Origin of the sequence: Nocardia sp. NBC_01499 (assembly GCF_045040275.1) — a bacterium.
Taxonomy (GTDB): domain Bacteria; phylum Actinomycetota; class Actinomycetes; order Mycobacteriales; family Mycobacteriaceae; genus Nocardia.
Window position 1 is genome coordinate 1,116,242 of the sequence record NZ_CP109426.1, and the last position, 14,222, is coordinate 1,130,463.

Consider the following 14,222-nt stretch of genomic DNA (forward strand, 5'->3'; position numbering starts at 1 on the left):
GCCCGACCGCTTCCCGCGGTATGTCCGGAACGACTGCCCGGGAGAGTCCGGAGCTGTCTGTGGTACCACTCAATAGTCACTCGAACACAATATAATGTCAACAGTGGACATTAAAATGTCTTAAATGGCATCATTGGGTGTCGGCTGAGCGGGCGTCCGCAGTGTCGCGGTCCCCGCTGGACAGGCACGGTGCGATGATGGGGCCCCCACGTCAGCGCGCCCCAGGAGATTGGACATCGCCCATGAGCACCGAACGGGTGTCCCCGATCGTCGGGCGCCGGATCCGCGGCGAGCGGCAAGCGCGGGACTGGACCGTGGCCGAACTGGCCGAGCAGGCCGGGGTCAGCAAGGGCCTGATCGGTCAGCTCGAGCGGGGCGTCGGCAACCCGTCCCTGGAGAACTTGCACAAGATCGCGCTGGTGTTCGACCTTCCACCCAGCGCACTGTTCGACGAAGACGGCGCACGGCGACCCCATGCGCAAGGCGGCGGCACGCAGGCCAACAGGACCCTTCCGCCACCCACGGTGGGGGTGGTCCGGGCCGATGCGCGAAAGCAGCTGGGGTTTCCGCGTAGTCGTGTGGTCTTCGAACTGCTCACCCCGGACTTCCTCCGCGCGCTCGAAGTGTTCCGGTGCCTGATTCCGGAAAACTACGACACCCGGGAGGTTCCCTCCGAACACGAAGGCGAGGAGTTCGCCACCGTCCTCAAAGGACGTCTCGAAGCCCACATCGGCGAGGAAGTTTTCGTCATGGAGCCGGGCGACAGCCTCAGCTATCCGGCAACGACGCCGCATTGGTGGCGGAACCTGACGACCGCCGAGGCCGAGATGATTGTCGTCGTGACCCCACCGTCGATCTAGGGCTCGGCATCGAGGTGGCGCCACGCCGCCCCGACGCTGAATCTGGGCCCGGCTCGAAATCGGACCGCAGGATCTATTGAAAGTCCTTATATTGCAACATTGAGCAACTCCTGCTCCAGCTGCGGTGGGGCGCCCTGTTCGGTGGCGGTACGCCCTTCGGCGGCTGGGAACGCTTCCATCATCGAGTCGGGCATGTCCCAGTTGCGGAAGAAGTTGTTCGAGCCCGCAGAGGGCTTCCATGTGCGTGGCCGCCAGTCCGGGACGTAGTTGCGGTACCCGCCGGAGTTGACCTCGACCCGCAGGGTGCTTGGCTCGCGGAAGTAAAGGTAGTGCTGCTCCCCGATGCCGTGGATAGCCGGCCCGTACTCGATCCGGACCCCGTTCTCGATCATCAGATCCGCGGTGCGGGTGAGGTCCTCGGGATGATCGACCCAGAAGGCGATGTGGTGCACGCGCCCCGGTGCGGCCGACGTATCGAGCACGATCCCGAGGTCGTGAGACTTCTCGTTCGTCGTCAGGACACTGAACACGGTGACCGGTGCCTCCTCCAGGTCGGTGTAGGCCATGATCCGGAACCCGAGAACCTCGCAGTACCACTCGGCGAACCGCCGCACATCCGAGGCCGCGACCGTCACGTGGTCGAGAAAGCGCGGGGCCGCCGCGTGGAGGCTGCGTTTCTCGGGCCGGTCGGGGAAGACGGACCGGTGACCGGGGTCCGCGTCGTACTCGTCGATTTCCCAGAGCAGGGTCATGGGATGGCCGAGAGGGCCCTCGAAGCGATAGGAACGACCGTGTCCGGGACCGGATTCCGACCAGCTGCCGCTGACTCCTCCCACCGTCTCGATCCGCCGAACGGCGTCGTGCAGTGCTTCCGCACTGGATGTCCGCCAGGCCATCGTCTTCAGCACCGCCTCCGGGGCCGGGCCGACGACCAGGCTGTAGCGGTAGTAGTCACCCCAGGAACGCAGGTAGTAGGTGTCGCCTTCGCGGTCGGCGACTCGCATCCCGAACTTCTCGGTGTAGAAGGCGACCGAGTCGGCGGGCACGGGGCTGCCGATCTCGAGGTAGGCGAGATGACTGAGTAGCGTGGTCATGGATGGCTCCTTCTCAGTGCTGTGCGGTAGCCCGGAAGGGCTGGTTGAGGACCGACTCGAGCCGGTCGGTCTGCTCGGCGAGGTTGGCGCGCATCTCGTCGGTCGCACGCGGGAGGGTCTCGGTCGTGACCGATTGCTCTTGGACGAGGATCTTGTGCGATGTCTCCTGAACGAGCTGGGTGCGGGGATGCCGTAGCCGCTCGAGTGCGGTCAGCGACTCCTCCAGGCCCCGGTCGCGGGTGACCTCGTCGGCGAGGACGACAGCATCCTCGATCGCCATCGCTGCTCCTTGGGTGAGGTGCGGAGTCGTCGCGTGTGCCGCGTCACCGAGGACGATCACCCGCCCGCGGTGCCAGGGCAGTGGAACGTTCACCTCGACGAGCGGGCTGTAGACGATTCCATGCGGATCGTCGCGCAAGCAGTCGCGGACGCGCGCTAGCGGACCAGCGAACTGGGCCAAGCGCGTCGCCAGCCGGGAAGCGAGATCCGCCTCGTCCGGGCGTTCTGTGGCCTGTTCGGAGGTGACCAGCAGCATGTACATCGTCTTGTCGTCCATTGGGACCAGCCCGCCCTTGACACCGACGCCGTGCCACATGGTCACGCGGACGATCTCCGGTAGGCGCGGGAGCCGCTTGCGCCACACGGCGCTGCCGGTGTACTGCGGGACGAGCGACGTGCCGAGGACCCGGCGCCGCATCGCCGAACCCACCCCGTCGAAGGCGGCCACGAGGTCGTACCTGCGATGCTCGCCGTTGCTGAAGGTCACGTCCACGCCGGTACCGTCGTCAACGACATCCCTAACCTCGGTGCCATACGTGATGGTCGCGCCGGCGGCCTTCGAGGCGCGCAGCAGGATATCGTGCAGGTCTCTGCGGCTCAGGCCGCAGTTGGCCGGAACTCTGTCGCTTCCCAGGGCCGAGGGGACGAGCACGATCCGCTCGTCGTCCCGGTCGCGGTAGTCGTTGCCGTCGAAGGGAAATCCTGCGGCGAGGACCTCGTCGAGGACCCCTAGCGCATCGAGGGCGCGCAACGCGTTCCCCGGCTGATTGATGCCCACTCCGAGCACCGACCCGGGTTCCCGGATCTCCACGACGTCAACGTCGACCCCCTTGCGGCCCAGTGCGGCCGCGGCGGCAAGTCCGCCGATCCCGGCTCCCACGACGAGTGCATTGGCTACGCCCATTTCGACTCCTGATCACGGCTCGGACAAGTGGTTGTCCGTAAAGGACGCTAATCCGGTCGCTGTCGCCGGACGACGCCGTCGAACACATACAATCCATCAATCTGATTGATATCTCGGGAGACCGGCCATGAAGCTAGCGAGTTTCGACTTGAACCTTCTCGTCGCGCTGGATGCATTGCTGGCGGAAGAAAGTGTCAGCCGCGCTGCCGAGCGGCTGCGGATCGGGCAGCCGGCGATGAGCGCCACCCTCACCCGGCTGCGCAGCGTGCTGGGTGATCCGGTGCTCGTGCGCGTGGGGCGCGCGATGGAGCGGACGGTCTTCGCGGAGTCACTGCGCGAACCGCTCGCGGAGATCCTGCACGACGTCGAACTCCTGCTGAACTCCGGGACGGCGTTCGATCCGGCCACCTCGCGCCGCAGCTTCACCATCGCCGCCAGCGACTATGTCACGCTCATGCTGTTGCGCCCGCTGATCGAGCGGCTGAGCACGATCGCACCGGAGGTGAGCCTGCGGGTCATCCCTGGCGACGCCGGCATGCTCGAGAACGTCCGGCGGGGCCTGATCGACCTTGCGATCTACCCTGCCGAGCTGCTGCCGATGAACCTCCCGTTCCGCACCGAAAAGCTGTTCACCGAGGACTTCGTCTGCGTAACCGCCGCCGCGAACCCGGACGTCGGCGAGGAGCTGACCGTCGAGCAGCTCAGCACATTGCCTTACCTCGCCGCCGCGCAGGGAGCCCTGGCCTCGCTCGCCGATCAGCGTCTCGACGAAGCCCAGATCCCCCGCAACACCACGATGACCGCACAGTCCTTCGTGCTGGCGCCGTTCCTGCTCCCTGGAACCCGGATGTACACCATCATCCAGCGACGGCTCGCCGCGCTGCTGATGGACGACGCCCGGTTCCGGACCCTGCAGCCGCCGATCCCGATCGCCGCGGTCCACGAGCTGCTGATCTGGTCGCCGCGCCGGACCGCGGACGCGGGCCACGACTGGCTGCGGGCACAGCTCCACAACAACGCGGAGCTCCTCACCTGAGCTTGCACGTCGGTCACCTGCGCGCCGCTGCGCGGCAGGTCAACCAGCTCGCTCCAGCCCAGGCCGAGCCGGTCATAGATCACGCTGGTGGTGAACTCCGCGACGAGGTTGTGCACGGCCCAGTAGTACAGGCCAGACATCCCGCCACCGGCCAGGAACACCACGGGCGGCCCGCCGGTGCCGGACCGGTGCAGCAGCATCGCCCCGCCCGAGAGTTCGTGATGCGTCCCTAGCGGGGCCCCGGCCGCACCCGCGATGTCGTTACACCATGCCTGACACTCCCGCACGGCACCCGGCGGGAGGCAAGCCACGAGTGAGCCACACCGGTCTTGCTGGCAGGCAGCCGCGTTGGAGAGCTTCTCACCGGGCACCTGGACCCGATCCTGGCCGGGATCAAGTCCTACCACCAGTGTTAAGTAGCCGATGAGTGCGCACCGCATTGTGTGTGCTGGTGTGTATCTGGTCGCGAGGATTGACCCACCGCCGGACGCGTGCTGGGAAGGCGCGGATCACAGGTCGAGGGTCGCGCGGGACACCGACCAGAGTTCACGCGCAGCGTCCGGGTCGAGAGCCCATTCCTTGACGCCGTGGGGGTGGGCGGACAGGTCTGCGTCGTTTGGGACGCTGTATGCCTCGCGACAGTCGTCGAGGTAGTGCCCACCGGTGGCCTCGAACTCGGGGGCGATCGCCGCTACCAGGGTGGTCGCGGCACCCTGCTCGACGGTCTTGTAGGTGAATACACCAGCGGCTTCCGCGGCGTCGAGCGATTCACGCTGGCGCAGTGTGAAATTCCGCTGCAGACCGGTCCTGATACCGCCAGGATTGACGGCGTTGGCCACGATGCCTTCGGCAGCCCAGCGCTTGGATGCCTCGACGGCGAACAGCGAGTTCGCCGTTTTCGATTGGGCGTAGGCAATCTGTGGGTCGTAAGCCCGGTGTTCGAAGTGGATGTCGTCGAAGTCGACCGGAGCGCGCATATGGGCGGTGGAACTTACTGACACGATCCGGGCAGCCCCCCGATCCGCCGCACCCCTGGCAAGGGCGTCGTGCAGCGCGCAGGCCAGCGCGAAGTGGCCCAGATGATTGGTCGCGAACTGTAGCTCCCAGCCCTGCTCGGTTCGTTGCAGGTCCGCCGTGACCAAACCGGCGTTGTTGACCAGCAGGTGCAGCGGGCCGGTCCAGTCCCGCGCGAAGCGCGCCACGCTGGCCGGGTCGGCCAGGTCCACGTCGGCCACCACGGGCCTGTGCCGCACACCGGGGGCCGTGATGCGGTCGGCCACTCGCGCACCCGCCGCGGTATCGCGGACGGCGAGGCTGACATCCGCGCCCGCAGCCGCAAGAACCCGGGCTGTCTCCGCCCCGAGTCCGGAAGATGCGCCGGTGACCACCGCGCGCAGACCACGCAGGTCGACGCCGGTGGCTACCTCATCAGCGGTACTCGAACCGTCGAATCGGGTGGTGATGAGCGGAGGTGGTGGCATCGCGCAACTCCTGGTCTGGCCTCGGGCGGCATGGCGCCCCTGATCGAGTGCAACTTTACAACTTATACTGTTGTTGTCTAGTTCGTCGGTATCGGATATGGTCTGACGATGGACGCCACCAGCGTGGGTACGCGCACCGCCGACAGCGGTCGGCGTGAGCAGGTGCTCGCTGCCGCGCTCGACACGTTCGTGCGCTACGGCTATCGGAAAACATCGATGGAGGACGTCGCCCAGGCCGCCGACATCTCACGCCCGGGCCTGTATCTGCTGTTCGGTTCCAAACAAGAGCTGTTCACGACCGCAGTCACGCACGCCTTGGACGGCAGCATCGCCGCGGTCGCCCAGGTGCTCGCCGCCCCGACCCGACCAGTCCGCGATCGACTCCTCGACGCGTTCGATCAGTGGACCGGTCGTTACATCGGCGCGATGAGCCGCGAACTGAACGCCATGGTCGAGGAATACTCGGACCTGCTCGGGCCGGTCGTCACCGACTACCCCGCACGATTCGCCACGCTTCTCGAAGCCGCCCTGGCCGAATCGCCGAACACCGCTCCCCGATCGGCCGCAACAGCTCAGACTTTGATCAGCGCATCCATTGGAATCAAGCACCAGGTAACGACACGTGCGGCTTTCCTCGAGCGCATTGCTACCGCCATCGACCTGATCGTCGGCTGAGGGCACTGCCGAAGCCGCATCGTCGACCACCCCGCCTGCAACGCCAACTCGCCTCACCAACTGCCACCAGACCCAAGCGGGCATAACCGCCGAGCGGCAGCTGATCTCGCGAACGCACTCTCATGGCTCCCCTCTCGTGTCAAGGTGTGGTTTGCAGGTCGGGGTTATTCTTGTTGGTGGTGAGTCCGGGTTGTGGCTTGTCCGAAGTGCCGGTGTGCGGGGTTGAGCCGGTCGCGCTGGAGTCAAGAGTCGCCCCCGATTGCCCTCCCGGGCTTACCTTTTCCCATCTGCTCTGGTCATCGAGCATGCGTGCGTAGACGACGTTCGATAGGCGTCGTTTCAATGCGCGCATGGCTTCCATCGAGGTTTTGCCCTCGGCTTTGCGCCGGTCGTAGTAGGTGCGCCCGACGCTGGGATTGCGCAGTTGAACGGTGGCCATGGTGTGCAAGACCCGGACGCAAGCCATTATTGAGCCACACCAATGACGCAGGTGGGCAGCCGATTTGGGAGCTTCTCACCGGGCACCCGGACCCGATCCTGGCCGGGATCAAGTCCTACCACCAGTATTAAGTAGCCGATGTGCGAGCGTTCATCATCGGGGGCTGTGGCGTATTGGTTATTGCTCGGGCCGGAATCAAGGCGGCGGGTGGCAATAGGGGCTACCGAAACACCCCATCGGCGGCGAGCTGCGTGTCGATGGCGGCACGATCGATCTCCGCAACCCCGTCGACCGAGGATCGCACCGTCACCGAGAAGTGTGACGTCGATACCCACTGAAACCTCAAAAAAAGTCCGCCATAGGGCATAAAAACCGCTCGTATGCAAACGAGTTCAAGGGCATAAGATTCGTTGAGATGCAATCCGCCGTAGGTCATAAATTCTGCCGGAATGCAAATGCGTCACAGGGCATGGAATTCGTCTGGATGCAATTGATTAGATAAATATCTCAGTAATTGCTTGGAGCGTGACGATTGTTTACGGTCCAGTCGTCAGGTTCTCTCCGATCGAATCCAAGGTGTTCATGACCGCGTCCCCAGCGTTGCCGAAGTTCAGGCAACATTTGATCCTTGCTGTTCTCATGTTCTCCCAGTTGGTGATCTGGCTGGACAACACCATCCTCAGTGTCGCCCTGGAAACTCTTGCGGACCCGGTCAGTGGACTGGGTGCCAGCCCTGCTGAGCTTCAATGGGCCACAGGCGCATATACTCTGGTCTTCGCCACCTTGATGTTCACCGCAGGCGCACTGGGCGATAGCTTCGGTCACCGGAGTGTGCTCGCTACCGGAATGGCGATCTTCGCAGGGGCCTCGATATGGGCGGCGTACGCATGTGACCCAAGCCAACTGATTGCCGCCCGCGCCGCGATGGGAATAGGCGCCGCGCTGATCATGCCTGCCAATTTCGCCATCCTTTTGTGTACCTTCACCGGCCCCGCGCGGGCAACCGCGATCACCATTTCCTCGACAGCCGCCGGTATCGGAATGGCCGCGGGCCCGGTGTTGGCGGGGCTCCTTCTCGGCCATTTCTGGTGGGGCTCAGTCTTTCTCGTCAACGTCCCGGTTGTGATGCTGGCATTGGCCGGGATCGCCATGCTGGTCCCCAATTTCCGCAGCCCCACCATGCGGCCACTTGACCCGGCTGGGATGTTGCTGTCGATCAGCGGGCTCGCGGCGTTGGCGTACGGGTTGATCCGTGCGGGGCAGGTGGTCAACTGGAGCCGTCCGGATGTCTGGGCGCCGATCGCCGTCGGACTGGCCTTGTTGGCAGCTTTCATACTCGTCGAACTGCGAATCAAGGCGCCCAGTTTCGATCCCCGACTGCTCGCGCAACGGGTATTCGGTGGCGGCAACGCGGCCATGGCATTGCTCTTCTTTTCTGTGGCTGCCATCACTTTTTATAACGCTTTTTATCTGCAAGGTGCACTTGGCTTCTCGCCGATGAAGGCAGGCTTGGCCAATATCCCGACCGCTGTGGGCGCGATCGTGGGTGCGCCCCTTGGCGCGCGTCTGGTTCGCCGATGGTCACTACGCTCTGTCACCGTGCCAGCGCTCACCGTGGCGGCGCTATCCATGGGCGCGTTCGGGTTGCTCGGACTGCACACCCCGCTCGTCTGGATCGAGATCATGTTGTTGGTCCAGGGCCTTTCGGTCGGCATGATGATGCCAGTGACGGGAGCAATGATCAGCATCCTGCCGTTGGAACGGGCCGGTGCCGGGTCGGCGGTCACCCACACTGCGCGACAGACCGGCAGCGTGATCGGGATCGCAGTAGGCGGCACGATCATGTCGATCGTGTATCGGCGCGCGATCGAACCCTCGCTGAGCGATATACCCGAGCAGGTGCAGGACCAGGCGCGGGTTTCCGCCGAACAGGCCAGGCATGTCGCCGCCGCGATTCACCGACCTACTCTTGCGCAAGCCGCCGATAATGCGTTTATCCATGCTATGCACGTTGGCGCGAGCTGGATCATGCTCATCGCACTCTTCGGAGCAGCTGTGCTGGTAATTGCCTTGCGCCCAATCGGAAACCCCACGGGGCCGGTACAGGAGCCGAACAACGGTCCAGAAGGCAGCCACTCCGCGACTGGGGACACCCTCCATTCAGGGGCCGATAACCAACCCACTGATGAGAGCGCTTACCCAGGCAACCACTGATATACGTCCAGATCCTTTCCGGATCGGTTGGGCGATATGGCTTCTCAACGAACCCATGCCGAACCTCAGCATGTTTGCACGCCCGGTCGCCGGCAACACAACATCCGGTAACTAGCCGCATACCGCGCGGTCCGAGCGGACGGTGGTCAGCCGCTGATCAGCTGACCACCAATGCCTCTGGAACATCCGATAGTGCCGAATTGAGGGCATTCTGACCGGTCTGGGCAACGTCACAGCTTGGCTATTGCCCTGAGCATCAATGCAGCTGGCTGGGATTCGCGACGTTGCCCTGGGCTCGGTCGGATGCGTGGACACTCCTGCCGTAGTTGATGTTCGGCCTCGCACTGCGAACACCCTACGAGAGCTGACCGGATCCGGTGATCGTGATCTTCTCTGAGGTCTTCCCGCTCGATGAACCTAAGAGGTCCATGCTTCTGACGACGTCTTCGCCTTGGGCGACTCGCCCGAACACGCCGTTCTTGCCGTCCAGCCACGGCGTCTTGTCGGTGGTGATGAAGAACTGGGAGTTGTTGGTGTTGGGACCGCGGTTGGCCATGGCCAACCGCATCGGCTGGTCGAACTTGAGCTTGAAGTTCTCGTCAGCGAAGGTGTCCCCGTAGATGCTCTTACCGCCCGTACCGTCACCACGGGTGATGTCACCACCCTGCACCAGACTCTTCGAAATGATCCGGAAGAAGGTCGAGCCCTCGTACCCGAACCCTTTCTCACCGGTCGCCAACGCACGGAAGTTCTCCGCCGTGACAGGGACTACGTCAGTGAAAAGCTCGAATGTGACCCTCCCCAGTGATCGCCGTTCGCTGTCTATTTCGAAGTACACGATCGTCGCCATAGACACCATGGTGACAGCCCGAACCATCACGGCGGGCCGGATTCGCAGTTGTCCCAAGCGATTCCGGACAGACCATGTTTCGTGCGCACGCCAGTGGCGGTCGCTCGATGAGCATCAGCACCGAACCCTGGGGTCGAGCACCGATACACGCCGATGGTCACCACGCTGCTGATGTGGACCGGGCGTCAGGTTGATCGCGCTCCAACTGCTGGGTGCTGTCGCAACGCACGGAAATGCCGCTTACGGGTCGCTTCGGGACCGGCCGGGCCGAGGCCGGCCGAATGCACCATCATGCCGATGTGCGAGTACCCGCATGGTGCATCACTATCCGCTGTGGCCGCGCGGAACGCATCGATTCAGGCTGGAGGCAAACCCTTCGTCGCCCGGCCCCTCAGTGGGTGGGGAATTGCTGTGTTCCCTGGTAGCTCTTGCCCGGAACCAGCTTCAAGTTTTCTTGCACCACGTTGCCCCCGAGCTCGGTGAGACGAAACGTGTACGGAGGGCGCGCACCGTTGCAGATGAAGTAGTTGTTGGCATCGCGCGACGCAAGCTTCCACTGATTTTCATCGATGAATTCGACTTTCGCCACCGGGTACCTACTGTTGCTCACCTGCAAACTCCACCACCACTCGTTCGATCCCGCTGCACTCAGGTAGGTCAGTCCTCCGACCGGCTCCGCGTCGGTGAGCTTCCAGGAAACCGGAACCTCGTCCTGATCAGTCGAGCCGAGCATCGCGAACGCCGCTGGATTCAGGCGGATATCGCCGCCAGCGCAGGGATCACAGACATCAACGACCTCGACCCGAACGGTTCCGCCCTTGCCGGTCACCGCCAGCGCGGCGCCGCAAGCAAGACTGCCGCTGAAGACTCCGCGACTGACCGCGGCTGCGTAGGTACCGGCCTTCGGAAGGCTGCATGCTCCCTTTTGAACGTTCAAATCAGCGGAGCGAGCGATACCGGTTCCGCCCAGCAGGCTCGCCGAATCAGGATCGGGTGCGGCAGCAGCGGGACCAGCCTCGACCGACGACAGACACAGCACCGTCGTGCCGAGGACCCCGATGAGCATCCGTGACACGACATGGCGCGCGAGACGCCTGCCTGCCCGGTCAGGATTCAGGTGGCTGCTGCCGGTGTCTTGCCCAAATGCTCTGTCGGTCACGCCGGGCCTCCTCCTGGACGGCCCGCTGCCGACCACGGCAAAGCTTTCCACGGTGACACCGACATTCCAGGCAGGACACGAACCCGATCATGCTGCGATATTCGAACCTGCCACGCCGCCCGGTCGGTGGGCGAGACTCGCTGCGTGCCACGACATGCTGTAATCAGCGTAAGACGTTCTGCATCGCACTCATCCAAGCTGGCTTCAGTCAGAACGAGTGAGCGATAGTGCCGCGGAGCGCGCGTTCCGAGCGGAAGATGGCCGGCCTCGGACCGGTCGGCCACCAACGCCTCTGGAACGTCCGGATCTGCCGATGCGCAAGAGTGCGTCCGGATGGCCGGTCGTCCGAGACGAGCCATCGATCACTTCTCGACAGTGACTTGACCCATCTAGACGGCGTGCGGGATCGAATACCCAGTTGTCCTCATCGTGCCGATGAAGACAACCGAGAGGATGGATGCAGGAACGACTCCATGGCGTCGTGGTCCTCCCAAACCGCAGGAACAGGAAAGAGGACGCATGCGTATCTGGAAGCTTTCTGCACCGTTTGCCGCCGCGCTCGCCTTGGTCGTCGTGTTCCCCGGAACGGCATCGGCCGCCACGGGAACCTTCAGCTACGAGCTCCGACGCAACTCCGGGCATGTCGAAAAACTCAAAGACCCACAGAACGGCAAGTGCTACAGCGAATTAAGCGGCTGGAAGGCAAACAACCAGACCGACGTCAAGGCCACACTGTATAGATACGACGACTGCGAAGATCCCGTAGTCCAACTCGCTCCGGGCACAAAGATATCCCTGAGGTTCATGTCAGTGAAGTTCGGCTGAGCAGCGGCCCTTGCCGCCCTTCACCTTCCGGGCATCATTAACCCCAGCGGCACGTAGCCGCCGCTGCCGCGGTGATGCCGACGCTGATGACTCCCCGGGTCCAGGTCTCCTTTGCGTGACCCGAGGGCTGCGCGTTCGGGAACGTCCGCACATCAGCGTAAGACGTTCTCCATCGCACAGTCCCTGCTGGCTTTAGCCGGAACGAGTGAGCGCTCATGCCGCATATCGCTCGTTGGTCGGACGTCCAGATCTGTTGATAGACATGACTTCCCAACGCGCGCATCTGCCGAGTTGAGTGCACTTTCGAGTGGTCATGCATGCTCATCGGAACTCGGACGTCGTCCCGTATCCGGGCTCGATAGGGTCACAGCAGATCCAAATCGACCCGGAGGATGTATGAGCGAATCAGCGATCGAGTGCGCAACCCCTGCTCATCGGCGCCGTCTCGTTGACACAGTGGTCGCTGCGTTTGCCGAGCTTGGGTGGCAGTGAGCGGGTTGGTCTCTCGGGTGGTCAGATGCCGATAGCGGGCGGCATAAACCGGGTTGGCGCGTTGGGTGCCCCACACGCCTCGCCAGGCGGCCAGCCGTAGCCCGGGACGGCCCGCCCCGGTGAGTCGGGCGCGGCCGGTGAAGGCACCGGATTTCTTCTCCCGAGGCGCGAGACCAGCGTGTTTGACCACCGCCCGAGCGGTGGGAAACCGTGCGGGGTCACCGGTAGCAGGTGCACCCGTTCCAGGGCGCCGCGCCGATGCGCGAGCACCCCAGCCCGATCATCTAGTGCGGCAAAGAGCTTCCCGGTGATCCGAAAACACGCCCGCTTCGCACCACCGCGGGTGACCTCGCCACGGACCAGTCGCTCGAGCCGGTCTCGGCCCAACCGGCGGGTGCGGGTGAAGTCGCCGCCATCGCGACCGCAGATCACCCGTAATGCCGCCATCCAGGTCCGGGACTTGAACGGTTGCTGGGCGGCTTCGAGCGCGGCCGGCGCGAGAGACGGTCGCGGGGTCAGCACGTCGCGGCGAGAACGACCGCCCGGCAGTTTGTTGTTGGTCAACATCTTCGGCCAACGACCGGGTTCCGCCCGACCAACAGCCCCCGCAAACGGGGGCTTCCACTAGCACAGTTAGCTATGGCCTACTGATCGAGTACTGATGCAATATATTGCACCCCGTCCTCCATTAATTCTAAGGCCATTTACCATGGTCGACTCTGGATTCACAAAGGAGACAGATCAAGATGCGGACATTATTGACTTTCGCTGTGGCGGCGGGTTTCGCTGCGGCACTGGGTTTCTCCGCGCCGATGTCGCACGCCGCTCCGGACAATTGCGGCCTTCACCTGCAGGACGACCATGGCCGATCATGGGCGGTGTGGACGAACTGTGAGAGTGTCCAAGAACTAGTCTATTGGGAAAACAGCGATAAGTGGCCACGGGGACAGCGCAAATGTATTGCGCCAGGTGATACGCAACTACTGGACCCCGCCAGAGTCGTCAGCAACGCGCAAGTAATGTCGAACAACTGCGATCACTGAAAGCCCATCAGGTCCGGGGAAATTCGAGGGCGAAAGGATCGGCCCCTTCGCCGACCCGGTAGTCGCCGGATAGCCCGTCAGCGCCGTGAGCGCTGACGGGCTGCACCGTGGGTCAGTTTGCGCCGCAGACGCTTACGCGAAACCGAGCGGTGGGCTGAAACCGCCGAACTCCTGCTCGATCAACTCCGCGAACCGCAACGTCGTGTGATCCTCGAGATAAGGACCGACGATCTGCATGCCGAATGGCAACCCTTCCGGCGTGCGCCCGATCGGTGCCGCGGTGGCCAGGCGAATCGCCAACCGGTCTGATCCTGGCCGACGCGACACCGCTCGTGCGGCAGGTACTCACCGAACTCGGCGTCGAGCCGATCGATCCAGCGCAAGCCGCCTGGGTCATCGCCCGCGACATCGCTCGCCAGATGATCGTCGGCGAGCTGCGGCCCGAGAACGGTGCGCGCTCGTTATGGGGTTTGTGGTGGTCCTGCGACACTGCGGAGGAGATCGGCCAGATGCGCAAGCCGTTGGAAGCGTGGGACGAGGTGTTACCGGCAGACCGGGACGACGAGGCGATCCGGGCGCAGATGCGGGAGCTGGCCCACGGAGTGCTCGACGCTGCGAACACGCGGCTGACCAAGCCGTAAATGCGCGCCGCGCGGTTCGAAGCGGGCCGCGCGGCATGCCGAAAGATCAACAGGCCGGGATCATCTGCCTCGTCGGAACATACTCAACTGCCGCATGGCGCGCGTTGGTCATCGATCCAAATTGGTTGGCTGGCAGCACTTCCCAGCGCGCGCAAAAGCCGATGAGCGTGCGGCCATCGTTGGGTCAGACATACTGAAGTGCTCCTCCTGCAACTCGTGGATGTCGGAGC

Annotated in this window: 15 protein-coding genes; 7 read left to right on the top strand and 8 right to left on the bottom strand. The window is 63.9% G+C overall.

Features of this window, described 5'->3' with window-relative positions; all coding sequences use genetic code 11:
* The first annotated feature begins 242 nt into the window (after window positions 1-242).
* Window positions 243-860: a helix-turn-helix domain-containing protein gene (locus OG203_RS05030; RefSeq protein WP_405164482.1), complete on the top strand. Its 618-nt coding sequence runs from the start codon at window positions 243-245 to the stop codon at window positions 858-860.
* Window positions 861-946: 86 nt separating this feature from the next.
* Here OG203_RS05030 and OG203_RS05035 read toward each other — a convergent pair whose 3' ends face one another.
* The gene (locus tag OG203_RS05035; protein WP_405164483.1) at window positions 947-1,954 is read right to left on the bottom strand and encodes a VOC family protein; all 1,008 of its coding nucleotides are present in this window, start codon (window positions 1,952-1,954) and stop codon (window positions 947-949) included.
* A gap of 13 nt (window positions 1,955-1,967) precedes the next feature.
* Window positions 1,968-3,137 carry an FAD-dependent monooxygenase gene (locus OG203_RS05040; RefSeq protein ID WP_405164484.1) on the bottom strand — a complete coding sequence of 390 codons (1,170 nt, stop codon included), beginning with the start codon at window positions 3,135-3,137 and terminating at the stop codon, window positions 1,968-1,970.
* 127 nt (window positions 3,138-3,264) lie between these two features.
* Here OG203_RS05040 and OG203_RS05045 point away from each other — a divergent pair, with 127 nt between their 5' ends.
* Both OG203_RS05045 and OG203_RS05050 read left to right on the top strand, forming a co-directional pair.
* Complete coding sequence (locus tag OG203_RS05045; protein WP_405164485.1) at window positions 3,265-4,173, top strand: LysR family transcriptional regulator; 909 nt, start codon at window positions 3,265-3,267, stop codon at window positions 4,171-4,173.
* A 2-nt stretch (window positions 4,174-4,175) separates the two neighbouring features.
* Window positions 4,176-4,406 carry a hypothetical protein gene (locus OG203_RS05050; protein ID WP_405164486.1) on the top strand — a complete coding sequence of 77 codons (231 nt, stop codon included), beginning with the start codon at window positions 4,176-4,178 and terminating at the stop codon, window positions 4,404-4,406.
* A 276-nt stretch (window positions 4,407-4,682) separates the two neighbouring features.
* Here OG203_RS05050 and OG203_RS05055 read toward each other — a convergent pair whose 3' ends face one another.
* Window positions 4,683-5,654, bottom strand: a complete 972-nt coding sequence (locus OG203_RS05055) for an SDR family NAD(P)-dependent oxidoreductase (RefSeq protein ID WP_405164487.1) — start codon at window positions 5,652-5,654, stop codon at window positions 4,683-4,685.
* A gap of 108 nt (window positions 5,655-5,762) precedes the next feature.
* Here OG203_RS05055 and OG203_RS05060 point away from each other — a divergent pair, with 108 nt between their 5' ends.
* Window positions 5,763-6,329 (top strand): TetR/AcrR family transcriptional regulator, encoded by a 567-nt coding sequence (locus OG203_RS05060; RefSeq protein WP_405164488.1) that lies wholly within the window; start codon window positions 5,763-5,765, stop codon window positions 6,327-6,329.
* A 139-nt stretch (window positions 6,330-6,468) separates the two neighbouring features.
* On the opposite strand, the gene OG203_RS05065 is transcribed toward OG203_RS05060, so the two are convergent.
* Window positions 6,469-6,768, bottom strand: a complete 300-nt coding sequence (locus tag OG203_RS05065; protein ID WP_405164489.1) for a hypothetical protein — start codon at window positions 6,766-6,768, stop codon at window positions 6,469-6,471.
* 525 nt (window positions 6,769-7,293) lie between these two features.
* On the opposite strand from OG203_RS05065, the gene OG203_RS05070 reads away from it, so the two are divergent.
* Window positions 7,294-8,982 carry an MFS transporter gene (locus tag OG203_RS05070; protein ID WP_405164490.1) on the top strand — a complete coding sequence of 563 codons (1,689 nt, stop codon included), beginning with the start codon at window positions 7,294-7,296 and terminating at the stop codon, window positions 8,980-8,982.
* A gap of 355 nt (window positions 8,983-9,337) precedes the next feature.
* Here OG203_RS05070 and OG203_RS05075 read toward each other — a convergent pair whose 3' ends face one another.
* On the bottom strand, window positions 9,338-9,832 hold the full coding sequence (locus OG203_RS05075; protein WP_405164491.1) for a peptidylprolyl isomerase: 495 nt from the start codon (window positions 9,830-9,832) through the stop codon (window positions 9,338-9,340).
* Between the two features lie 391 nt (window positions 9,833-10,223).
* On the bottom strand, window positions 10,224-10,991 hold the full coding sequence (locus OG203_RS05080; protein ID WP_405164492.1) for an expansin EXLX1 family cellulose-binding protein: 768 nt from the start codon (window positions 10,989-10,991) through the stop codon (window positions 10,224-10,226).
* Between the two features lie 519 nt (window positions 10,992-11,510).
* On the opposite strand from OG203_RS05080, the gene OG203_RS05085 reads away from it, so the two are divergent.
* A complete protein-coding gene (locus tag OG203_RS05085; RefSeq protein WP_405164493.1) occupies window positions 11,511-11,816 on the top strand; it encodes a hypothetical protein in 306 nt (101 codons plus the stop codon).
* A gap of 364 nt (window positions 11,817-12,180) precedes the next feature.
* Here the strand turns inward: OG203_RS05085 and OG203_RS05090 are convergent, their stop codons facing one another.
* Both OG203_RS05090 and OG203_RS05095 read right to left on the bottom strand, forming a co-directional pair.
* Entirely contained in the window at window positions 12,181-12,498 is a 318-nt protein-coding gene (locus tag OG203_RS05090) for a transposase (RefSeq protein ID WP_405164494.1), read from the bottom strand.
* A gap of 985 nt (window positions 12,499-13,483) precedes the next feature.
* A complete protein-coding gene (locus OG203_RS05095) occupies window positions 13,484-13,651 on the bottom strand; it encodes a hypothetical protein (protein WP_405164495.1) in 168 nt (55 codons plus the stop codon).
* Between the two features lie 32 nt (window positions 13,652-13,683).
* On the opposite strand from OG203_RS05095, the gene OG203_RS05100 reads away from it, so the two are divergent.
* Window positions 13,684-13,992 (top strand): hypothetical protein, encoded by a 309-nt coding sequence (locus tag OG203_RS05100; protein ID WP_405164496.1) that lies wholly within the window; start codon window positions 13,684-13,686, stop codon window positions 13,990-13,992.
* Window positions 13,993-14,222 lie beyond the last annotated feature (230 nt).

Excerpts from the sequence above, each read along its gene's own strand:
- OG203_RS05045 (WP_405164485.1), top strand. The coding sequence starts at position 3,265 with ATGAAGCTAGCGAGTTTCGACTTGAACCTTCTCGTCGCGCTGGATGCA.
- OG203_RS05085 (WP_405164493.1), top strand. The coding sequence starts at position 11,511 with ATGCGTATCTGGAAGCTTTCTGCACCGTTTGCCGCCGCGCTCGCCTTG.
- OG203_RS05040 (WP_405164484.1), bottom strand. The coding sequence starts at position 3,137 with ATGGGCGTAGCCAATGCACTCGTCGTGGGAGCCGGGATCGGCGGACTT.
- OG203_RS05055 (WP_405164487.1), bottom strand. The coding sequence starts at position 5,654 with ATGCCACCACCTCCGCTCATCACCACCCGATTCGACGGTTCGAGTACC.
- OG203_RS05065 (WP_405164489.1), bottom strand. The coding sequence starts at position 6,768 with ATGGCCACCGTTCAACTGCGCAATCCCAGCGTCGGGCGCACCTACTAC.
- OG203_RS05030 (WP_405164482.1), top strand. The coding sequence starts at position 243 with ATGAGCACCGAACGGGTGTCCCCGATCGTCGGGCGCCGGATCCGCGGC.
- OG203_RS05060 (WP_405164488.1), top strand. The coding sequence starts at position 5,763 with ATGGACGCCACCAGCGTGGGTACGCGCACCGCCGACAGCGGTCGGCGT.
- OG203_RS05035 (WP_405164483.1), bottom strand. The coding sequence starts at position 1,954 with ATGACCACGCTACTCAGTCATCTCGCCTACCTCGAGATCGGCAGCCCC.
- OG203_RS05075 (WP_405164491.1), bottom strand. The coding sequence starts at position 9,832 with ATGGCGACGATCGTGTACTTCGAAATAGACAGCGAACGGCGATCACTG.